The organism is Leclercia sp. W6, from assembly GCF_003336345.1.
GTDB lineage: Bacteria > Pseudomonadota > Gammaproteobacteria > Enterobacterales > Enterobacteriaceae > Enterobacter.
Map to the genome: position 1 here is coordinate 1463386 of NZ_CP031104.1, position 20469 is coordinate 1483854.

Consider the following 20469-nt stretch of genomic DNA (forward strand, 5'->3'; position numbering starts at 1 on the left):
CACCCCCTACTTAATGGGTAACACTCCCCTCCATTAGCCCGATCGTCATCACGGCTGAAATCAGTTTTCAAACGACGAACGTAATGGAGTGAGTCATGTCAGATAGTGAGCATAGCGGCGGGATCAGCCGCCGTACCCTCGTCAAATCGACCGCCATCGGATCCCTTGCGCTTGCCGCGGGCGGCCTGTCATTACCCTTTGGTTTACGTCCCGCAGCCGCGGCAGTGCAGCAGGCACGCGCAGATAAAGTGGTCTGGGGCGCCTGTTCGGTCAACTGCGGCAGCCGCTGCGCGCTGCGGCTGCACGTGCGTGACGATGAAGTGTACTGGGTTGAAACAGACAACACCGGCGACGACACCTATGGCAACCATCAGGTGCGCGCCTGCCTGCGCGGACGCTCGATTCGTCGACGCATCAACCATCCCGATCGCCTGAACTATCCCATGAAACGCGTGGGCAAACGCGGTGAAGGGAAGTTTGAACGCATCTCCTGGGATGAAGCCCTGGATCTGCTCACCACCAGCCTGCGCAACGTGGTGGGTAAATACGGCAACGAAGCGGTCTACATTAATTACTCTTCCGGTATTGTCGGCGGTAACATCACCCGCTCATCACCTTACGCCTCGCTTGTGGCCCGATTGATGAACTGCTACGGCGGCTTTTTGAGCCATTACGGGACTTACAGTACCGCGCAGATCGCCTGTGCGATGCCCTACACCTACGGCAGCAACGAGGGCAACAGCACCTCGGATATCGAAAACAGCAAGCTGGTGGTGATGTTTGGTAATAACCCGGCGGAAACGCGCATGAGCGGCGGCGGGATCACCTATTACCTTGAACAGGCGCGCGAACGCTCGAATGCGCGCATGATCGTCATCGATCCTCGTTACACCGACACCGCCGCCGGGCGTGAAGATGAGTGGATCCCGATTCGGCCGGGAACGGATGCCGCGCTGGTGGCGGGCATCGCCTGGGTGCTGATTAACGAAAACCTCGTCGACCAGCCCTTCCTCGATAAATATTGCGTCGGTTACGACGAAACTACGCTGCCGGAAGGCGCGCCCGCGAATGGTCATTACAAGGCTTATATTCTGGGCCAGGGTGATGATGCCACCGCCAAAACCCCGGAGTGGGCCTCGCGCATCACCGGCATTCCCGCCGATCGCATCATTAAGCTGGCCCGGGAAATTGGCACCGCGAAACCGGCCTACATCTGCCAGGGCTGGGGGCCGCAGCGCCAGGCCAACGGCGAGCTCACCTCCCGCGCCATCGCCATGCTCCCTATCCTGACTGGCAACGTCGGTATTAACGGCGGCAACAGCGGCGCGCGTGAATCCACTTACACCATCACCATTGAGCGGATGCCGCTGCCGGAGAACCCGGTCAAAACGCAGATCTCCTGCTTCAGCTGGACCGACGCCATCGCCCGCGGGCCGGAGATGACCGCCACCCGCGACGGAGTGCGCGGCAAGGATAAGCTCGACGTGCCGATCAAGTTCATCTGGAACTTCAAGGACTTGAAGCGAGACCGCATTACACCTGAGGTCCTGCATTGAGTCAAGCCCTTGTGTCAGTCTTTGTGTCAGCCTTGTGTCATAGACCGCGCTAGCAAGCTAGCAGTCACCCGGAGTCATAGACCACAGGTAGGGCCTACGGGGTAAATCGTCAGGCTCATTGTATTAGATGGTGTCTCACATTTTTCAGTCAAAACTCATCGGACTTTAGGCCAGTTACTCGTTAGAGCCACGAGCGACCATCAGCACGCCTACCAGAGCCAGCTTCATCAGGAAGACCACGAGATAGACTTTGTGTAGGTCCATTAGGTCCTCCTTATTTGATATGTGATAACATAACATTAGATAAAGGCCAGACATCCAGTTACGGAAGTCTGACCAATAGTTAGTTACTTGGTAAAGCTCAGGCACTTAACCACTGGTAACACCGCAGTAGCACTACCCGTCTTCATCTTGATGGTCGTAGCAGCTTCAGCAACCACAAAGACTTTACCTAAGATTTCAAGGTCATGAGACTGGCTGTTACCATCACGCGAAAGGACCACGGTGATATGTTCACCATCATGACGCAGACAGCCAAAGGACAGACAGGTGAAGTGCTTAGCCATCATGAACAAGCCCCGGTCTACACCGTTGTAATACGCGATGTCTGTACCCAGCATGTCCTTGACTGCCTCCTCACCACCAAAGCCATTCTTCAAGGCTAGGCGGGAAAGAGCGGACATATGGGACTCATGAGCGAGGATGCCGTAGCTGGACACTTCAGAGCCATAAGCGGACTCGGTGCTCTCGAACAAAGCGTCTACGATAGCCTCTGCTCGTGGCAGGAGACTCCCGGTCAGCTTCGGATAATCCACGGTCTTCAACAGCTTAGAGGTCAGTAATACATCGACCATTTTAGCGTTGATTGTACGGACCACATTCTCGCAGATGTTCAGCGCATCCTGCTGGAGCGTACCAACAGTGAAACCAGTGGAGGATTTGGAGTCCCACAGCTTCGCCTGATGGCTGACGAGAATAGCCTTCTCGATAGGTTCAACAGTAATTTCGCTACCAGCAGCAGCGGTGACTACAGCGGGAGCCTTACCGCCACGGACAGGAACGACCACAGAGCGGTCAGCCAGAGTGTGAGCAATGATTGGCGTCGGTAAGCTGTTACGGGTCGGCAGGACTTCTACAGGGAACGGAATGTTTTCCTGAGCGTCTTTAAGTACACCGTTCAGCATAGCCTTAACCGTCTTAGCTAACTGGAGGGCATAGACCTGCGGGTCAGCGTTAGTAGGCAGACCTTCATTGACCTGAATGTTGTCGGTGTCGGTGATACGTACTGGCTCAATACCGAACTGGAAAGCGTCTTTAATCGTCATAATAATCAATCTCCTAAATTAGTTTAAATACTGTAAATCCTCAAAACTGAGGAGTCCCTAACATCGGGTCAGGGACTGTGTGTTTTACAGGCTGTCCATCCAGTTACCGCCTGACTCAAGGTCAGCGACAATAGCGGCACGGGAGCGACCAGCGGAATGGGTAGAACTGCGGAAGTTCTCACCATAGGTCCGGCGTTCAGCTTTGACCTGTTCACGGCGCTGTAGCTCTTTCTGCCATTCGTCTTCGGTCATGAACATTTCGCGGGTACGGTCTTTCTGAGACGCCAGCTCTTTAGCGATACGCTCAGCCTCGACACGCTTATTCATCTGGCGGCGTTGGTAGGCGGTCATCAGGTCATTACTGAAGAAGTTACCAATGGTCACGCCAGCATCAGCCAGAGCTTCCAGTAACTCCATCGCCTCGCGGCTGGTAGACGGCAGGCCTGACAGGTAGCCCGGAATGAGGGTCTTAATAGCGAGCGACAGCGGATAGGACTGACCGTCCAGACTCACGGTGTTTTCATAGAGATTGATGTCGGTGACTGACAGCTTCCAGTCGTGGTTATTGAATAACGCACTAGCTTTGCTAGACATAGTAAATACTCCTCTTGAGTGTTAGCTGCTCGCTAGAAAGCTCACAGCGTTGAGACTATCGGTCTCGCAGGCATGGTTGGGCCTACGGTCTCCCCGCATCGGTCATCTCAAAAGGTTTAAATAGGATTGGTGATTAGGCGGCTAACTTCATAGCGACCAGCTCAGCGATTAGGTCGTCTCTGGTCCGGTACTCTCGGCCCTTATCTTCAGGGTCCAGACCTAGCTCCTTCAGGAGGAGGCTTGTAGGCAGACCACGGTAACGGAGAGTCAAACGTCCGGTCTTGGTGCGTGGGTCAATCATCGGTTTAGAGTCCATCTTAGAATCCCTCCTCAGGCCAATCGTCGACATCATAGGCACTGGTCACAGGCGCTCGGAAGTCAGGCAGACCCTCAGGCAGGGATAGCTCCAGCTTATCGTCTGCTCTCAGACACAGCTCCTCGTGAACCTTGGACAGGAAGTCCGCCAGCACGATTGCATGTAACGCCGGGTCGTCTCGGTAGAAACGGTCAGCGACCATACGGAGTTGCTCTATATGCTGAATAATCAACGCATCAGTAAGCCGCTGCTGCTTTGTGTCATCTGCGTACATATCAGAGTCCTCCCTTAGCGCACAGACGAACCAGCTCGACCTTGTTGGACTTCAGCCACTCGTAGCCCTTGGTGAGGACCTTAAGCCCCTCCTGACCGTTGTAGTGGTTAGCCTGAAGGCGGTAATAGCCATTCTCCAGACCCTTCGGATTGAAGCTGGTCATCCATCCACCTGACGAGATGTCAAATACAGGCTGTCCCCGACCATCAATCTTGCGACTGTAAAAGGGATTAGCTATACGTCCCGACTTCAGCACGCCATTGAGGGCCTTAGCTGAAACCTGTTTGGTTCCTAACCTGAAGTCCAGATTCTTAAGACACTCTGTCAGGGTCTGGCCCTGCTTCGGGTTATCCAGCTTTTCCAGCCAGTTACGGGCTATTGGCTTGAGGCCCTTAAGCTCCTTGGAGTCCTGCGCCAGCGCCTTAGCTTCTGACACTTTGTCGTTACGTAAAGCGATGAAAGCACGGATGACCTTAAGGTAGAAATCGTCAGAGACCCACATCGCATAGGCAATAGCCGCTTCCTCAGTAGCCATGACCTGCTCCCCGTTGATTAGTACACCCCGATGTTAGTAATGTCTTCATAAGCCACATGAGGACATCCCCATGAAGAAGCGTTTTTCCGACGAACAGATCATCAGTATTCTCCGCGAAGCCGAAGCTGGGGTACCCGCCCGTGAACTCTGCCGCAAGCATGCCATTTCCGATGCCACGTTTTACACCTGGCGTAAGAAGTATGGCGGTATGGAGGTGCCTGAAGTTAAGCGCCTGAAGTCGCTTGAGGAAGAGAACGCCAGACTCAAGAAGCTGCTTGCCGAAGCCATGCTGGATAAAGAGGCGCTTCAGGTGGCTCTTGGGCGAAAGTACTGACGACAGACCAGAAGCGGGAAGCCGTGATGTTGATGTGTGATGCGACCGGTCTGTCGCAACGTCGTGCCTGCAGGCTTACAGGTTTATCCCTGTCGACCTGCCGCTATGAGGCTCACCGTCCGGCTGCTGATGCGCATTTATCAGGGCGCATCACTGAGCTGGCACTGGAGCGCAGGCGTTTTGGCTACCGTCGTATTTGGCAGTTGCTGCGCCGTGAAGGGCTTCATGTTAATCATAAGCGCGTGTACCGGCTTTATCACCTCAGTGGCCTGGGCGTAAAACGCAGAAGACGTCGTAAAGGGCTGGCAACAGAACGTCTGCCGCTGCTCCGTCCGGCGGCGCCCAATCTGACCTGGTCGATGGATTTCGTCATGGACGCACTTTCCACCGGTCGCAGGATCAAGTGTCTTACCTGCGTCGATGATTTCACAAAGGAATGCCTGACGGTCACTGTTGCCTTTGGGATTTCAGGCGTTCAGGTCACGCGTATTCTGGACAGCATTGCACTGTTTCGAGGCTATCCGGCGACGATAAGAACTGACCAGGGGCCGGAGTTCACTTGCCGTGCACTGGATCAATGGGCCTTTGAGCATGGTGTTGAGTTGCGCTTAATCCAGCCGGGCAAGCCAACGCAGAACGGATTTATTGAGAGCTTTAACGGACGATTTCGCGATGAATGTTTGAATGAGCACTGGTTCAGCGATATCGTTCATGCTAGGAAAATTATTAATGACTGGCGGCAGGATTATAACGAATGCCGCCCGCACTCCACGCTGAATTATCAGACACCGTCTGAATTTGCAGCGGGCTGGAGAAAGGGTCATTCTGAGAATGAAGATTCCGACGTTACTAACTGAGTGTTGTATCTAATCGTGGGGGCAGGTCAGCCAGTGTGCCACCGGAGCGTCCTGCTAAAACATGCAAATTTGCATCTTTAACGAGCTTGTCTTTTAGAGAGCTACGCCACTGACCCGGCTCCTTAGCAGGCGGAAGCTCAAGCGTCTTATGCAGCTCGTTCAGGTTCCACATGCGGTCCTGATTACAGGTCCAGTGGTAGCCGTCAACGATTACCGGAAGAACGACCTCATGCTTCATTAATGGTTGTTGATTCATTACGTGTACTCCTTTTGTTATGCCTCCTGAAGTCACACCCTGTAAGCCTACTCAAGCCCCCACGTAAAGGGAGACTCACAGGCAACAGGAGACATACAGAAAGACTTGAGGTGATGATAAGGTCGTGTGAGGACCTGTGATGATAAAGGTGCAAGACAGCATGTCAGACGTCCAGTTGGTGAGCGGTGATAGACTTAAGTCATGACTGTGGATGCTGTCCACGGTACGAACTAAAGAACGCTCACGAGCTGGGGTCTGACAGAGGCTGTCTGCTGGCCTTGATATAAAGAGGAGAGATACTTAATGTCGGGACCAGACCGCATGTTCTGACGCATCAGACAGCTAGCTTGCTAGCGACCCAGAGGCGGAGGCTAGTCTCCTAACAGTGATAGTTTAGTCCTGACAACTGGTCATATATCCAGTCCTCAGCCGGAAGCCGACCTACTGTGTACAAGGTCCCAAGACTTGAGGTTGAAGACTGGTGGCAGGAAGACCCATAGTTGCTGGAGTCTGGACTATAGGTAGTTATATGAATTGTGTTACCACAATCATAAGAATGAACTGAAGTGGGAGCTTAAAGTAATAACTGAAGTCTGTAGCTTTAAGTCTTAACTTTAGGTCGGCATCTATGGTCTGCCCCCCTACCCCCCATTGCTGGTTGATAGAGGTTCAGTGTCTGCCCGTGTTCCCTATAGTGATAGTTTAGTCCCCCTGTAGTAAGGGCAGATGATTTACTTGACAGAGGGTAACGCATCATGTAGAGAGAGCTAAGATGACTTTTATTTCAAACACTAAGCGAGTCCATCATGGTCGAAATAATTGGATTGGGTGTCATCCTGCTGGCTTTACTTGGGCAGATATGGTCCCAGACAAAGAGGATAGAAAAGCTTGAATGGAACAACTGGCAGCTATCGGCAGAAAATGAAAAGCTGAAAAATCAGCTAACCAGCCTTACAACAAAAGACTAAGGACCTCCCCAGTAACCCACGCTAGCAAGCTAGCCACTTGCGGAAAGGCTCGGACTGAGGAGCATGACCGCGCAGCAACATCTTGTAGACTGTAGGCTCGTCGAACAGCCTTGCCAAGTGGCTCATCTTGCGGCCTTTACTATCGGTCAGACTATCAATGAGATTAATTGATAGTGGCAGGACCTTTAAGTCTTTGAGGGTGATGCAGCCCTGCCCAGTAGTACGCTTCACCGTATCGGTAACGGCCTGAGCATTCAGACCAGCAGCCGCAGCCACTTGGCTCGCTACGAACAGCAGCTCAAAGTCTGGATGACCAATGTCAGCTTGCTGACGATGATGACGTCCAGCTTAGCCCCGGCGAGTCCTTTAGACTTGACGTAAACTTTACGTCGAGACGTTTTAAGTCTTTGATTAAAAAGGCGTTACAGTCGACTATCGGTCATTTTGAACGACAATGACTATAGAGTTTTTAGCTACAGAGTACCCTCGACTATCGGTCAGCTTAACCGTCTAAATGACGTCTAGTGACTATGTGACAGTTAGTCACAGAGGCTCACCTTTAGCGCATCAGCCAGACGTCCCACAGCGTGTCCCTTCCCGTACAGGTCAAAAGTGATTGACTGCGAGCTATGGCCAAGGATGCCCTGAGCGTCCACCAGATTGACTCCACGCTCTTTCATGCGGGTCGCCAGCCAATGCCTCAGGCTATGAAGTGAGACGTTATCAGCGTCTGGCAGGGCCTCAGTCAACACCCTTGAGTTAAACCAGCTTGAGTAGGCGCTCGGTGTCATCCCGAAGAGAGGACCTTCTTCAGGCTGCTGGTCAACCCACTGCTGGAAGGACTTCAGGTCGAACCCATAGGCACCGCTGGTCAACGGTACAAGTCGGACGGAATGTTTATTCTTCACCGACTTCCCGTCCCCGTTCTCGTTGATGTCGATACACACAGCACCGTTATCTAATGTGACAATGTCACGTTTTGTCAGGTGGCAGACCTCAGCAGACCGAGCGCCAGTGACCACAGATACCAGTGTCGCCCATCTACGAGCCTCAGAGGTCGTGTGAGCGGTGTGTCGTGTGAATTGATACTCAGCCTCTACCCGGACCAGAAGTCTACCCAGCTCCTCGTCAGTGAATGCTCTACGCTTGGAGTCGATATCCTTGGTCAGCTTCAGCCGCTCTATCGGGTTGCGACCTTCTAGCTGTCCATTCATCAGACCGTAATCAAGACACATCTTAGCTTTTGTCAGCAGCTTGTTAATCGTCGATGGTCTCACCTCAGCAGCCAGCATAGCGTCTCTCACAGCCAGCCACTCAGAGCGGGACATCAGGTCCATGCTGGAAGTCAGGAACCGGGAGACGGTATTCAGTGAGGACGAGAGGTCCTTGTAACTGGATGACTTCAGGGTCTGGACCTTCTCAGCCAGCAGTGAGGATACAAGCTCAGAAAAACTACAGATAGCAGCCTCAGGTTGGCGCTCCTGTGTGAATACTTCTGGTCTATCCCCCTGCTCGTTACTCAGAATTGACGTAGCGTCGCTTATAGTTGAGTGATTTATAGGGTTATTATCAATCACAGCCAATAGACCAGAGGTATCACCAGTGTCGACTCTCTGCTGTGCTGCGGTCAGGACTTCCAGCGCAAGCCGTATGCCCTTCTGTTGGTCAAGACTCAAGGCTTGCGTAGCGGCTAGCTCCTTCAGGTTCGACTTCTCGTCGACCAGAGTAGCGACCTCAAGCCCATTCCAATAATCATCACTAGCGTCTGTCAGGAACTGCTCAGCCATAGACCTCAGGTGCTCTTTAAGCTCCTGTAGCGAGACTTCAGGTTTATCCAGCATGAATGCCTTAGCTGTGGCGGCTAGCTCTCTCTGACGCATGATAGCGACTCTCCTGTCTGTGCTGCGGGTCGATACTGAAAGAAACGAGATGGTCTTTCCCTTGAGTCTGAAGCGGATAGTATATCGACCATTGGCCCTGCGGACTATCTGAGGGACTGCCAGCTCCTTGATTTGTGTCAGCCTTGTGTCAGGACTTGAGGTGTAGACTTGCTTATACAGATAGGGAGACCCAGAGAAAGAACTGGATGGATATACAGTATTATCATGGTTAATGTCAGTCATATCAGGACCTTAAGTAGCGTTAAGTCAACTACTTCAAGTCCGTCCATCCGTCTGACAATGGAGTCCATCTGGAACTATGCCGGTAACACCCTCATTAACCAGCATTCGGACATCAATAAAACCCACGACATTTTGCAGGACGAAAGTAAATGCGAAATGATTGTGGTGATTGACAATTTTATGACCTCTTCGGCGAAATATGCCGATCTGCTGCTGCCGGATCTGATGACGGTCGAGCAGGAGGACATCATTCCCAACGACTATGCCGGGAACATGGGTTATCTCATCTTCCTCCAGCCGGTGACCGCGCCAAAATTCGAACGCAAGCCCATCTACTGGATCATGAGCGAGGTGGCGAAGCGCCTCGGCCCGAACGTCTATCAGCGCTTTACCGAAGGCCGGACCCAGGCCGAATGGTTGCAGTACCTCTACGCGAAGATGGTGGCGAAAGATCCGCAGCTTCCCTCTTACGAGGAATTAAAAGCGATGGGCATCTACAAGCGTAAAGATCCGAACGGGCATTTCGTCGCCTACAAAAAATTCCGCGACGATCCGGTCGCTAATCCGCTTAAAACGCCGTCAGGCAAAATCGAGATCTACTCCAGCAGGCTGGCCGATATTGCCCGCACCTGGCAGCTGGAGAAGGATGAAACCATCAGCCCGCTGCCGGTCTACGCCTCCACCTTCGAAGGCTGGGACGATCCTGACCGCAGCCAGTTTCCGCTGCAGCTGTTTGGCTTCCACTTCAAGGCCCGCACCCACTCCAGCTATGGCAACGTCGATGTGCTGCAGGCCGCCTGCCGTCAGGAGGTGTGGCTCAATCCGGTGGACGCTGCGTCGCGCGGGATCAAAAACGGCGACATGGTGCGGGTTTATAATGCCCGCGGTGAGTTGCGCATTCCGGCGAAAGTGACGCCGCGCATTATGCCGGGCGTCAGCGCGATGGGCCAGGGAGCATGGCACGATGCCAACATGACCGGGGATCGCATTGACCACGGCTCCTGTATTAACACGCTGACCACCCATCGCCCATCCCCCCTGGCGAAGGGCAATCCGCAGCACACCAATCTGGTGCAAATTGAAAAGGCGTAGCCAATTAATGTTTCAGCGCGGGGCAACCCGCGCAAATGAAGGATGAAGTCATGAGAGAGTCGTTTGCCTTTACTGCCCGAGTGTTGGGCGCGCTGTTTTACTACGCTCCGGATAGCCCCGAAGCCGCGCCGCTGGTCACGGCCTTAACCCACAACGACTGGCAGCAGGACTGGCCGCTGGATGAGTCCCTGTTGGCCCCCATTGCCGACGAACTTCGCCAGCCTGCCGATGAACCCTTGCGTACCGCCTGGCAGCGGCTGTTTCTGGGCCCGTGGGCGCTGCCCGCGCCGCCGTGGGGCTCGGTCTGGCTGGATCGCGAGAGCGTACTGTTCGGGGATTCCACCCTGGCGCTGCGCCAGTGGATGCGGGAAAACGGCATTGTGTTTGAGATGGCAAACAACGAGCCGGAAGATCACGTTGGCACCCTGTTGCTGATGGCGGCATGGCTGGCAGAAACGGGTCGGGATGCAGAGCGCGACCAGCTGCTGGCCTGGCATCTGCTGCCCTGGAGCACGCGCTTTCTTTCCGTGTTTATCGAAAACGCAGGCCACCCGTTCTACCGTGCGCTGGGCAAACTGGCACAGCTGACGCTGGCAGAGTGGCAATCCGGCTTGCTGACCTCGGTCTCCGAAAAACCGCTCTACCGTTAACCCTCTCCTGGCTTACTTCTGATGAGTAAGCCAGGCTCTCCAGCCCCCGAAAGCGGTAATATCCTGTGCCCCCTGCAGGCCGTACTCCTCACAGATAAACCCGGTTAACCAGCGCCCGTCCTCCAGCTCTACTTTCCCGAGTCCCAGTGGCGCCGGAATGCCCGCCAGAAACGATCCCACCTCGGCATGGGGCAGCTCCCACACTTCCACGGCAATTGCTGCCCCCTGTTCGCGGTCGCGCACCATGCCGGGCCGTTTCCCGTCGGCGAGGGCAAACAGGCGATAATGCGGCGCGCTGCGGGTGGTTTCGCGCAAGGTTCCCCCGCGCTGGCGAAGCTGGTAATTCAGCGCCAGGCCGTCCAGATGCGCCCCACACACCACCACCGGCAGGCGATCGTGGCTGGCCGTGGTCAGGGGTGCCGTCGCCTGTAACGCACGATCGCCGGGTAGCGGCAGATTCTGGTGACGTTGTAACGCCCCGGCAAGGCTCAACAGATACTGGTCGGTAAAGGCCCGGCCAAACAGCGTCACGCCTGACGGCAGGCCATTCGCCATGAACCCGGCAGGCACCGCCACGGCGGCATAATCCAGCAGATTCATAAAGTTGGTATAAACCCCCAGCTCGGAATTGCGCTTTACCGGCTCCTCCGCCAGCTCGGCCAGCGTCACCGGGCGTGGATAGGTGGGCGTGAGCACGCAGTCAAGGGTCGCCATGACCTCATCGCACAGGCGTTTGAAATGCTGAAGCTGATACTGCGCGTCAAAGGCCGCGACCGCATCGGTACCGGGCGCTTTGCTTAGCACATCGCGGATCACCGGCAGTACTGCATCCGGTTGCTGCTCAATCAGTTTCCCCGCCACGTGATAGCGCTCCGCCACCCACGGGCCGTTATAAAGCAGCGTCGCCGCTGCCTGAAACGGCGAAAAGTCGATGGTCACCGGCACGCCGCCGAGGGCTATCAACCGCGCTTTTGCGGCGTGATAGAGCGCTTCGCTCTCGGTGCAACCAAGGAATTCCAGCCGATCCGGTACGCCGAAGCGGAACCCGGCCTCAGGCAGACCAAATGCCTGGGCGCCGTTCCAGGCTGGATTGGCGCGGCTGTAGTCGTCGCGCGGATCTTTCACCGCCGTCAGTGCCAGCAGCTGGCTCGCCTCTTCCGCCGTGGCGGTAAAGAAGGTCACGCAGTCCAGGGTGCGGCAGGCACGCACTACCCCGGCAGTGGAGATTAACCCTTTGGTGGCCTTAAGCCCGACCAGGTTGTTGAGCGATGCCGGAACGCGCCCGCTCCCGGCGGTGTCGGTGCCGAGGGCAAAACTCGCCATCCCCAGCGCCACCGCCAGCGACGACCCCGCGCTGGAGCCCCCGGATGGATAATCCGCGTTGACGCTATTACGACACGCGCCATACGGCGAGCGTGTGCCGTTTAAGCCGGTAGCGAACTGGTCGAGATTGGTTTTCCCCAGCGGGATTGCCCCCAGGGCGATCAGCTGGCCGACGATAGTGGCATCCTGCTCAGCCCGGTATGCAAACGCCGGGCAGGCGGCGGTGGTGACGATGCCCGCCAGATCGATATTGTCTTTAATGGCAAACGGCACGCCGTAGAGGGGCAGCGTTTGCGGAGAGTGGCCCTCAAGCGCCGACAGATACGGCTCCAGCTCCTCGGGCGTGAGCAGATAAATAAAGGCGTTGAACTCAGGGTTTAGCGCCAGCGCCCGCTCGCGCAGGGTGTTAATCACCTCCCGCGGGGTGAGGCGGCCTTCGCGGTAGGCCTGCGTCAGTACATCGAGACGTAAATCAAAGGGATGCTTCATACTGTTTTCTCCAGGACCACCACACACTGACCCGCCCGTACCGGGGAGCCCGGCTGAACGCGCACCTGACTGACAATCCCATCCTGGGTGGCAAGGAGCGGGATCTCCATCTTCATCGACTCCAGCACCACCAGCACATCCCCCTCGCGGACCGCTTTGCCCACCTCCACGCTCACCTGCCACAGGTTGCCGGAAACCGGGCTGTCGATGCCCGCCTGACCCGGCTGCAGCGGGGCATCATCGCCCTCATCCGCCAGCACATCGCTGCTGTCGAAATGCGCCTGGCCGTTGGCAATCCAGCGCTCGCGCTCGGCGTTAAAGGCTCCCTGCTGATGGGCGCGAAACGCGTCAATTTCCTGCGCTTCGTCGGCGAGAAACTGCTGATACTCCGCCAGCTTCAGGCTGGTGTGCTCAATGCGCAGCGGATAGCGCCCCAGCGGGAAATCGCGCCGGATGGTGAGCAGCTCCTCAGCAGAGACCGGATAGAAGCGGATCTGGTCGAAGAAGCGCAACAGCCAGGGCTTGCCGCCGAAATCCTCTACGGCGTGATAACGGCTCCACATCTGCAAGGTGCGCCCGACAAACTGATATCCGCCCGGCCCCTCCATGCCGTAGACGCAGAGATAGGCTCCGCCGATCCCCACCGAGTTTTCCGCCGTCCAGGTGCGGGCCGGGTTGTACTTGGTGGTGACCAGACGATGACGCGGATCGAGCGGGGTCGCCACCGGGGCGCCGAGATAGACATCCCCCAGCCCCATCACCAGATAGCTGGCGTCAAACACCGTTTTGTAGACCTCATCGACGTTCGCCAGATCGTTAATGCGACGGATAAACTCCAGGTTGCTTGGACACCAGGGCGCATCCCGGCGCACGGTGGTCATATACTTGTCGATGGCTTTCTGGCAGGCCGGATCATCCCAGGAGAGCGGCAGCCAGACGATGCGCGACGGCACCTCAAGCGCATCTTGTTCACACACCGCCTGCCACAGCCCGGCCACGGTATCCAGCAGGCTCGCCAGGCTCAGCGCCTCCGGCTGGTAGTGAATTTGCAGGGAGCGGATGCCTGGCGTCAGGTCGATAACCCCATCCAGCGCCCGCGCCTCCAGAGCCTGCATCAGGGCGTGGGCGCGAAAACGCAGGACCAGATCCAGCTCGGGATCGCCAATCTCCAGCAGCAGATGGGTATCGCCGGAGAGCCGCGCTACCAGCCGTTTATCAGCCTGCCCCTGCTCCAGCACCACCGGCGAGGCGGGTTCGGAGGGCTGCCACGCCACGTCCAGCGGATGCAGGCTGGCGATCTGGGCCGCCTGCGCCTGGGCAAGCTGCCGGGCGGTGGCGATATCCACGGGAACAAAGCGCACCTTGTCCCCCGCTTTTAGCTGCCCGATGGCATGCAGATCGGCTTCGATGATGGTGACCGGGCAGACAAACCCGCCCAGGCTTGGACCATCCGGGCCGAGGATCACCGGCATATCCCCGGTAAAGTCCACCGCGCCGATAGCATAGGGGTTGTCGTGGATGTTCGACGGATGCAGTCCCGCTTCGCCGCCGCTCTCGCGCACCCACTCAGGCTTAGGTCCGATCAGGCGCACCCCGGTGCGGCTGGAGTTGAAGTGCACTTCCCAGTCGGTGGCGAAGAAGGTGGTCATGTAAGCCGGGGTGAAATACTCCGGCGCGCCATGCGGGCCATAGATCACCCGCAGGGTACGCACAGGCTCAAGCGTGGTGCAGAGCGCCGGGGGCAGCGTCTGCGCCGGGCATGGGGCGGTTAAGGGCGAAATGTGCAGCACGTCGCCGGTACGCAGCGCGCGCCCGGCGTGGCCGCCAAACTGACCCAGGGTAAAGGTGCTTTTGCTGCCGAGATAGTCCGGCACGTTAAATCCGCCGCGCAGGCAGAGATAGCTGCGCACGCCGTCGCCGCGAATATCCCCCATCCGCAGGGTCATGCCGCTCTGCACCCGGTAGACCCGGTTGGTCTCAAGGGGTTCGCCATCCAGGGTAAGGGCGATCTCCGCCCCGGTCACTGCCAGTTGCGCATCGCAGTTGAATTTCAGCGTCGGGCCGCTGAGGGTGATCTCCAGCCCGGCGGCCCCTTCGTCGTTGCCGAGCAGCCGGTTGCCAAGACGCAGCGCGCGACTGTCCATCGGCCCGGAGGGGGGAACGCCAACGGCCCAGTAGCCCACGCGCCCCGGGTAGTCCTGCACCGTGGTTTGCGTCCCGGCGCTGAGTACCTCAAGCGTGGCGGCGTGGTAGTCCAGCCCTTCCAGGCAGCGGGTCCAGGGCTCGCCGCTGGCGAACGGTGTGAAGGTTAAAATCTGCTGCAGGTAGCTACGGTTGGTTTCCACGCCGTAGAGACGCGTCTCACCCAGCGCCGCGTGAAGGGTCTGAATCGCCGCCTCGCGTGTTGGCTGCCAGGCGATAATTTTTGCCAGCATCGGGTCAAAAAAGGGCGGGACTTCGCAGCCCGATTCCACCCAGCTGTCGATGCGCAGCGTGCGGCGGTTATCTTCCGGAAAAACCACTTCGGTAAGCAGGCCGGGCGATGGCTGGAACTGACGGCCCGGATCTTCGGCATAAACCCGCGCCTGGATGGCGTGGCCCGCAGGAGTCAGGCCATCACGCAGAGCCGCCAGCGGAGGCAGAATTCCTGCCGCCAGTTCAATCATCCAGCGCACCAGATCGACACCCCACACCTGCTCGGTGACGCCATGCTCCACCTGCAGCCGGGTATTCACTTCAAGGAAGTAGAACCGGGCGGCGTCGCTGTCGTAGACGAACTCCACCGTGCCTGCGCTGCGGTAGTTGACCGCTTTACCCAGCTTAATGGCCGCCTCACACAGCGCATCCGCCATGCCCTCTGGCAGGTTGGGCGCCGGGGTCTCCTCCAGCACCTTCTGGTTACGCCGCTGTACCGAGCAGTCGCGCACGCCGAGGGCGATCACCTCCCCCTTGCCGTCGCCGAAGAGCTGCACTTCCAGATGACGCGCCCGCTCGATGTATTTCTCGATAAAGACACCTGCGTCGCTGAAGTTGTTTTTCCCCAGCCGCACCACCGCGTCGAAGGCTTCGAAGAATTCCGCCGGGGTATAGCAGACACGCATCCCGATCCCGCCCCCGCCGGCGGTGCTTTTCAGCATCACCGGGTAGCCAACCTGCTCCGCTGCCTCCAGCGCCGCGTTCACATCCGCCAGCAGTCCGGTGCCTTCCAGCATCGGTACGCCATGTTCTTTCGCCAGGGCGCGGGCAGTATGTTTCAGGCCAAAGAGGCGCAGCTGCTCCGGTGTAGGGCCGACAAAAGCAATGCCCGCCGCTTCGCAGGCCTCGGCAAAGGCGGCGTTCTCCGAGAGAAAACCGTAGCCCGGATGGATCGCCTGAGCACCGGTCGCTTTCGCCGCGGCGATGATTTTTTCGCTGACCAGATAGGTATTGGCCGCCGGGCCGTCGCCAAGGCTCAGGGCTTCGTCGGCCTCGCGGATATGCAGGCTGCTGATATCCGCCTCGGAATAGACCGCCACGCCGCCGATCTTCATGGCGCGCAGCGTGCGCAGGATGCGGCAGGCAATCGCCCCGCGGTTGGCAATCAGGAGTTTCGTCAACATAGTTCAGACTCAATGGTGGCGGGTCGTCCCGCCGGAAACTGGCTCACCGCATGGTCGTCCACGGGGAAAAAGATTTACGGCAGGATCCGTCCGGCACGCAGTTCAAACAGGCGATAGATCGTCTGGCGCAGGCGCTGCCAGCGTGTCGGCGTCAGTTCCATATCAGCACCTCCGCAGGGGTCGGGTTCCAGCCATTGCAGGGGTTGTTCAGCTGCGGGCAGTTGGAGATCAGCACGATGACGTTGCACTCTGCCTTCAGCTCAACATATTTCCCCGGCGCGGAGATGCCGTCGGCAAAGGTCAGCCCGCCCTCCGGGGTTACCGGCACGTTCATAAAGAAGTTAATGTTGGCCCCGATATCGCGCTTTTGCAGGCGGCCATCGTGCAGACAGGCACAGAGGAAGTTATCCCGGCAGCTGTGCATATGGCGCTTGTCGAGGGCGTAACGCACGGTATTGCTCTCCTGGGCGCAGGCGCCGCCGAGAGTGTCGTGCCGTCCGCAGGTATCCGCCACGATGGTCAGCAGCGGGTTGCCGAGGTTGGAGTAGAGCACGCTCCCGGTGGTCAGATACGCGTTGTTCTGCCGGCGCAGGGTGCGCTGGGCATCGTAGCGCTCCCGCGGGTTATCGGCGTTATAGAACAGCGTATCCACCGCCTGATTGCCCTCCAGATCCAGCAGGCGCAGGGTCTGGCCTTTTTTCACTTCAAACAGGTAGGGCTCCCCCGCCGGGATCACATGGCGGAAGCTGGCGTGTTGCGCCTCTTTTTCGCTGGCTACGGTCATCATCAGGCTCCTTACAGGGCGAAAAGTTGGGTGTTGGTGATGGCGCGACCGTTTTCCGGACGCGTCAGCAGCGCGTTTATCGCCGCTTCTTCATCTTCCGCCTGTCGCCAGCTCAGCTGCATCGGACGCGGAGCGTACTCTCTGGACGGATCCATCGGATGTTGCAGCGCAGTCATCACCACCAGGGTGTCCATCGGGGCGAACAGCTCCACGTAGCTGCCTGGCTGTGAATGGCCGCTGTGGAAGCTGAACTGGCCGTGATCGTCGACGGTGACTTTGCTGAAGAAGTTGACCACCATCAGCAGATCTTCGAGGTTGAGATCCCATTTGCCCATCTCCACCAGCAGGTTGTCGGTGCCGTTGCGGAAGAAGCCGTTGCGCAGCTCCTGATAGCGCCCCTGGCCATATTTCTCGGTGGCTTCGGCGGCGTTGAGTACGCCGCCAAACGGGTCGTGCCAGCCGCAGGTATCGGCAATGATGCCCGCCAGGACGCGGCCCATGTCGGAGTAGAAGCAGTGCCCGGCGGTCAAGCGCGCGGTGTGCTGGCCTTTCAGGGTATCCGGCAGGTTCAGGCGCTCGCTCTTCTCATGGGCGTTGAGCAACATCAGGCTGACGTTCGCCCCGCCGTCGGGGTCGGTCATGCGCAGGATCTGCCCGCGCTTAAGCACAAAGGAGAGGTGACCGCCGCCCGGCAGGATCTCTTCACGTAAAGTCGTCATAGCGTTAACCCCTTAAGGCATAAACGTTGTCGGGAGTTGAACCGCTCAGGCTGGAGAGCCGTGTCTCGTTGAGCGGAATATCGTAGGTAATGCGCGCCCCGTAGGCATTCGGGGCCTGCGGATCGAGGCGCACTTTGTCGAATACCAGCAGGCGGGTGCCGAGGTTGAAACCTTCGGAGAGATCGTGGGTGACCATAAAGACCGTCATGCGGGTTTCGCCCCACAGCTGCAGCAGCAGCGCATGCATCTCTTTGCGGATGCCCGGATCGAGCGCGCCAAAGGGCTCATCCAGCAGCAGGACGCGGGGCTGCATAATGAATGCCTGGGCGATGGCGAGGCGCTGCTGCATCCCGCCGGAGAGCTGCGCCGGGTATTTATCCAGCGCATGGCCAAGCCCCACTTTTTTCAGCATCTCTGCCGCCTGTTCCCGGGCAGCGCGTTTTTTCGCACCAAACAGCCGTCCGAGTAGCGGAGATTGCGGCAGTTCGAGGCCGATAGCGACGTTATCCAGCACACTGAGGTGCGGAAAGACGGAGTAACGCTGGAACACCACGCCCCGGTGACTGTCCGGCTCGGCGACCAGGCGTTTACCGTCGAGGGTGATAGTGCCCCGGCTCGGTTTTTCCTGGCCGAGGAGCAGGCGCAGAAAGGTCGATTTCCCACAGCCGGACGCGCCGACCATTGAGCAGAACTCGCCCTCTTTGATCTGCAGATTCAGGCGCTCCAGCACCACGTGGTCGCCATACTCCTGCCAGATATTGTCGATGGTAATAAAACTCATGCTTTGCCTCCTTCTGCCCACGGGAAACAGCGCTTGTGCAGCTGGCGCAGGGCGAGATCCATCAGCCAGGCCAGCAGCGTGATCCACAGGACGTAAGGGATAATCACATCCATGGCCATATAGCGGCGCACGAGGAAAATGCGGTATCCCAGCCCGGCAGTCGAAGAGATGGCCTCCGCTGAGATAAGGAATAACCACGCGGAACCCAGCAGCAGGCGCAGGGAGGTGAGCAGGCGCGAGAGCAGCTGCGGCAGTACTACCCGCAACACCAGCGTCCAGCTGTTGGCCCCCAGCGTCTGGGCTTTGATCAGAATTTCCGGGGGGATTTCACAGGCGCGATGCTCCAGATCCCGGGCCAGCATCGGGGTAATGCCGATTACAATCAGCATTATTTTCGACAGCTCATCCAGGCCGAAGACGATAAACAGCACCGGCAGAATCGCCAGAGGCGGGATCATCGACAGCACCGTCATCAGCGGCGAGAGCGAGGCGCGCCACATGGGAAAGACCCCTGCGGTCACGCCAATGCAGAGGCCAATAAGCGACGCAATCGCCAGCCCCACCAGCAGCCGGGCCAGACTCACCAGGGTATCGACCCAGAACAGGTACTCGCCGCTGCGCTTGTCCGGGGTGAAGGCCATCCGGGAGATCGCATCCAGCATCTGTTGCAGGCCGGGCAGCAGCTTGTCGTGTGGGTTGGCGTCCAGCCGCACCGCCGAGCCAAAAAAGTAGGCCGCCAGCAGCAGGACAAACGGCAACATCACAAGCATCAGCCGCATGCCGGAGGAGGGATGGCGATTAATCTGTCGCATGGAGACTCCGTCCGTCATCACAGCTGGCCTGCGGCGGCCATTTTCACGAAGCTGTCATCAAAGCGCAGCTTTACGTTGCCCGCATCGCCCTGAGTAACGTCCCCCGGGAAACGCATGCCGATGAAATCGGCGCTCTGTGCCCCCTCACCCAGCAGCCCTTTATCAAAGGAGAACGCCGCCACGCGCTGCATGGTTTTTGCCAGCTCCGGTGAGGTGACAAACGCCAGGTTCTCCTGCGGGGTGTAGAACAGGTGGGTGGTTTTCAACTGCGCCTGATAGCCCGTCAGATCGGTGCCGGACGCTGCCGCCATCGCATTCAGGGCGTTCGCATTCTGGGCTTTCATCAACCCCATCATCTCGTACCACGCCCCGGTAAGGGCTTTGCCCAGCGCCGGGTTGTCCTTCAGGGTTTCGCTGTTGACCACCATCATGTCAATCAGCTCACCCGGCACCTGGGAGGAGCTGAACACCTCGGTGGTTTTTGGCGTGCCTTTGATAACGGAGAGCTGCGGATTCCAGGCGACGGCGGCCTGCACGCTGTCGGTCCCGAAGGCGGAGACGATATCCGCATCCGAGGTGTTGACCACGGTGACATCTTTCTCTGCCAGCCCGGCCTTCTCCAGCCCGCGCACCAGCAGATAGTGGGAAACGGAGAGTTCCGGCAGGTAGATTTTCATCCCTTTCAGTTCATTGAGGGTTTTGCCCTCGCCCTTCATTACCACGCCGTCGTTGCCTTCCGAGTAGCTGCCGAGGATCAGCGCCGTTGTGTCCACGCCGCCCGCTGCCGGAATGGTCAGGGCGTCCATGTTGGTCATGGTGCAGCCGTCAAACTGGCCGGCGGTGTACTGGTTGATGGATTCGATGTAGTCGTTGAGCTGTACAACGTTGATCTTGATGCCGTATTTATCGGCCCATTTATCGATGATTTTGCTGGTGCTGATAGTGCCCCAGGGCATCCACCCGGCGTAGATGGTCCAGCAGACGTTGAACTCTTTTTTGACGGCGGCAAAGGTGGGGAGACTGACCAGCATCGCCAGCGACAATACAAGGGTGCGGAGTAATGGCGTTTTCTTCATGCTTGA

At 57.8% G+C, this 20469-nt stretch carries 17 protein-coding genes and 2 pseudogenes; 5 read left to right on the plus strand and 14 right to left on the minus strand.

Annotated features, from left to right (window positions below; genetic code table 11):
• Nucleotides 1-95 precede the first annotated feature (95 nt).
• Nucleotides 96-1511, plus strand: a pseudogene (locus tag DVA43_RS07140) (molybdopterin-dependent oxidoreductase); the annotation flags it as partial.
• A 392-nt stretch (nt 1512-1903) separates the two neighbouring features.
• Here DVA43_RS07140 and DVA43_RS07145 read toward each other — a convergent pair.
• The 4 genes from DVA43_RS07145 to DVA43_RS24885 all read right to left on the minus strand — a co-directional run bounded on the left by DVA43_RS07145 (nt 1904) and on the right by DVA43_RS24885 (nt 4600).
• On the minus strand, nt 1904-2884 hold the full coding sequence (locus DVA43_RS07145; protein ID WP_168194688.1) for a hypothetical protein: 981 nt from the start codon (nt 2882-2884) through the stop codon (nt 1904-1906).
• Nucleotides 2885-2965: 81 nt separating this feature from the next.
• The gene (locus DVA43_RS07150) at nt 2966-3475 is read right to left on the minus strand and encodes a hypothetical protein (protein WP_114315087.1); all 510 of its coding nucleotides are present in this window, start codon (nt 3473-3475) and stop codon (nt 2966-2968) included.
• A gap of 317 nt (nt 3476-3792) precedes the next feature.
• The gene (locus DVA43_RS07160; RefSeq protein ID WP_114315089.1) at nt 3793-4065 is read right to left on the minus strand and encodes a hypothetical protein; all 273 of its coding nucleotides are present in this window, start codon (nt 4063-4065) and stop codon (nt 3793-3795) included.
• A 1-nt stretch (nt 4066) separates the two neighbouring features.
• Nucleotides 4067-4600 (minus strand): hypothetical protein, encoded by a 534-nt coding sequence (locus DVA43_RS24885; protein WP_114315090.1) that lies wholly within the window; start codon nt 4598-4600, stop codon nt 4067-4069.
• A gap of 70 nt (nt 4601-4670) precedes the next feature.
• Here DVA43_RS24885 and DVA43_RS07170 point away from each other — a divergent pair.
• A protein-coding gene (locus tag DVA43_RS07170; protein WP_087451024.1) for an IS3-like element ISSen4 family transposase occupies nt 4671-5791 on the plus strand; the annotation gives its coding sequence in 2 pieces (ribosomal slippage) (nt 4671-4929 and nt 4929-5791; 1122 coding nt in all).
• On the opposite strand, the gene DVA43_RS07175 is transcribed toward DVA43_RS07170, so the two are convergent.
• Nucleotides 5784-6047 carry a hypothetical protein gene (locus DVA43_RS07175; RefSeq protein ID WP_114315091.1) on the minus strand — a complete coding sequence of 88 codons (264 nt, stop codon included), beginning with the start codon at nt 6045-6047 and terminating at the stop codon, nt 5784-5786. The two genes, DVA43_RS07170 and DVA43_RS07175, sit on opposite strands and share 8 nt — an antisense overlap.
• Nucleotides 6048-6853: 806 nt before the next feature.
• Here DVA43_RS07175 and DVA43_RS24695 point away from each other — a divergent pair.
• Nucleotides 6854-7015 carry a hypothetical protein gene (locus DVA43_RS24695; protein ID WP_168194650.1) on the plus strand — a complete coding sequence of 54 codons (162 nt, stop codon included), beginning with the start codon at nt 6854-6856 and terminating at the stop codon, nt 7013-7015.
• Nucleotides 7016-7036: 21 nt separating this feature from the next.
• Here the strand turns inward: DVA43_RS24695 and DVA43_RS25315 are convergent, their stop codons facing one another.
• Both DVA43_RS25315 and DVA43_RS07185 read right to left on the minus strand, forming a co-directional pair.
• On the minus strand, nt 7037-7291 hold the full coding sequence (locus DVA43_RS25315; RefSeq protein WP_168194651.1) for a hypothetical protein: 255 nt from the start codon (nt 7289-7291) through the stop codon (nt 7037-7039).
• 263 nt (nt 7292-7554) lie between these two features.
• Entirely contained in the window at nt 7555-8895 is a 1341-nt protein-coding gene (locus DVA43_RS07185; protein ID WP_114315093.1) for a site-specific integrase, read from the minus strand.
• A gap of 309 nt (nt 8896-9204) precedes the next feature.
• Between DVA43_RS07185 and DVA43_RS07190 the strand changes: the two are divergent.
• Together DVA43_RS07190 and dmsD are read left to right on the plus strand one after the other, a co-directional pair.
• A pseudogene (locus DVA43_RS07190) lies at nt 9205-10230 on the plus strand (molybdopterin dinucleotide binding domain-containing protein); the annotation flags it as partial.
• A gap of 35 nt (nt 10231-10265) precedes the next feature.
• Entirely contained in the window at nt 10266-10880 is a 615-nt protein-coding gene (gene dmsD, locus DVA43_RS07195) for a Tat proofreading chaperone DmsD (RefSeq protein WP_114315095.1), read from the plus strand.
• 12 nt (nt 10881-10892) lie between these two features.
• Here dmsD and atzF read toward each other — a convergent pair whose 3' ends face one another.
• From atzF to DVA43_RS07230, 7 genes are all read right to left on the minus strand, one after another.
• A complete protein-coding gene (gene atzF / locus DVA43_RS07200; RefSeq protein ID WP_114315096.1) occupies nt 10893-12692 on the minus strand; it encodes an allophanate hydrolase in 1800 nt (599 codons plus the stop codon).
• Nucleotides 12689-16291 (minus strand): urea carboxylase, encoded by a 3603-nt coding sequence (uca, locus tag DVA43_RS07205; RefSeq protein WP_114315097.1) that lies wholly within the window; start codon nt 16289-16291, stop codon nt 12689-12691. The genes atzF and uca overlap by 4 nt, the downstream gene beginning before the upstream one ends.
• 151 nt (nt 16292-16442) lie before the next feature.
• Nucleotides 16443-17078: an urea amidolyase associated protein UAAP2 gene (locus tag DVA43_RS07210; protein ID WP_114315098.1), complete on the minus strand. Its 636-nt coding sequence runs from the start codon at nt 17076-17078 to the stop codon at nt 16443-16445.
• Between the two features lie 8 nt (nt 17079-17086).
• Complete coding sequence (locus DVA43_RS07215; RefSeq protein ID WP_114315099.1) at nt 17087-17794, minus strand: urea amidolyase associated protein UAAP1; 708 nt, start codon at nt 17792-17794, stop codon at nt 17087-17089.
• Nucleotides 17795-17798: 4 nt separating this feature from the next.
• The gene (locus DVA43_RS07220; RefSeq protein ID WP_114315100.1) at nt 17799-18575 is read right to left on the minus strand and encodes an ABC transporter ATP-binding protein; all 777 of its coding nucleotides are present in this window, start codon (nt 18573-18575) and stop codon (nt 17799-17801) included.
• Nucleotides 18572-19387 (minus strand): ABC transporter permease, encoded by an 816-nt coding sequence (locus DVA43_RS07225; protein WP_114315101.1) that lies wholly within the window; start codon nt 19385-19387, stop codon nt 18572-18574. Before DVA43_RS07225 ends, DVA43_RS07220 begins: the two co-directional genes overlap by 4 nt.
• 17 nt (nt 19388-19404) lie before the next feature.
• Nucleotides 19405-20463, minus strand: a complete 1059-nt coding sequence (locus DVA43_RS07230) for a putative urea ABC transporter substrate-binding protein (protein WP_114315102.1) — start codon at nt 20461-20463, stop codon at nt 19405-19407.
• Nucleotides 20464-20469 lie beyond the last annotated feature (6 nt).

Excerpts from the sequence above, each read along its gene's own strand:
- DVA43_RS07150 (WP_114315087.1), bottom strand. The coding sequence starts at position 3,475 with ATGTCTAGCAAAGCTAGTGCGTTATTCAATAACCACGACTGGAAGCTG.
- DVA43_RS07160 (WP_114315089.1), bottom strand. The coding sequence starts at position 4,065 with ATGTACGCAGATGACACAAAGCAGCAGCGGCTTACTGATGCGTTGATT.
- DVA43_RS24885 (WP_114315090.1), bottom strand. The coding sequence starts at position 4,600 with ATGGCTACTGAGGAAGCGGCTATTGCCTATGCGATGTGGGTCTCTGAC.
- DVA43_RS07175 (WP_114315091.1), bottom strand. The coding sequence starts at position 6,047 with ATGAATCAACAACCATTAATGAAGCATGAGGTCGTTCTTCCGGTAATC.
- DVA43_RS24695 (WP_168194650.1), top strand. The coding sequence starts at position 6,854 with ATGGTCGAAATAATTGGATTGGGTGTCATCCTGCTGGCTTTACTTGGG.
- DVA43_RS07185 (WP_114315093.1), bottom strand. The coding sequence starts at position 8,895 with ATGCGTCAGAGAGAGCTAGCCGCCACAGCTAAGGCATTCATGCTGGAT.
- dmsD (WP_114315095.1), top strand. The coding sequence starts at position 10,266 with ATGAAGGATGAAGTCATGAGAGAGTCGTTTGCCTTTACTGCCCGAGTG.
- atzF (WP_114315096.1), bottom strand. The coding sequence starts at position 12,692 with ATGAAGCATCCCTTTGATTTACGTCTCGATGTACTGACGCAGGCCTAC.
- uca (WP_114315097.1), bottom strand. The coding sequence starts at position 16,291 with ATGTTGACGAAACTCCTGATTGCCAACCGCGGGGCGATTGCCTGCCGC.
- DVA43_RS07210 (WP_114315098.1), bottom strand. The coding sequence starts at position 17,078 with ATGATGACCGTAGCCAGCGAAAAAGAGGCGCAACACGCCAGCTTCCGC.
- DVA43_RS07215 (WP_114315099.1), bottom strand. The coding sequence starts at position 17,794 with ATGACGACTTTACGTGAAGAGATCCTGCCGGGCGGCGGTCACCTCTCC.
- DVA43_RS07220 (WP_114315100.1), bottom strand. The coding sequence starts at position 18,575 with ATGAGTTTTATTACCATCGACAATATCTGGCAGGAGTATGGCGACCAC.
- DVA43_RS07225 (WP_114315101.1), bottom strand. The coding sequence starts at position 19,387 with ATGCGACAGATTAATCGCCATCCCTCCTCCGGCATGCGGCTGATGCTT.
- DVA43_RS07230 (WP_114315102.1), bottom strand. The coding sequence starts at position 20,463 with ATGAAGAAAACGCCATTACTCCGCACCCTTGTATTGTCGCTGGCGATG.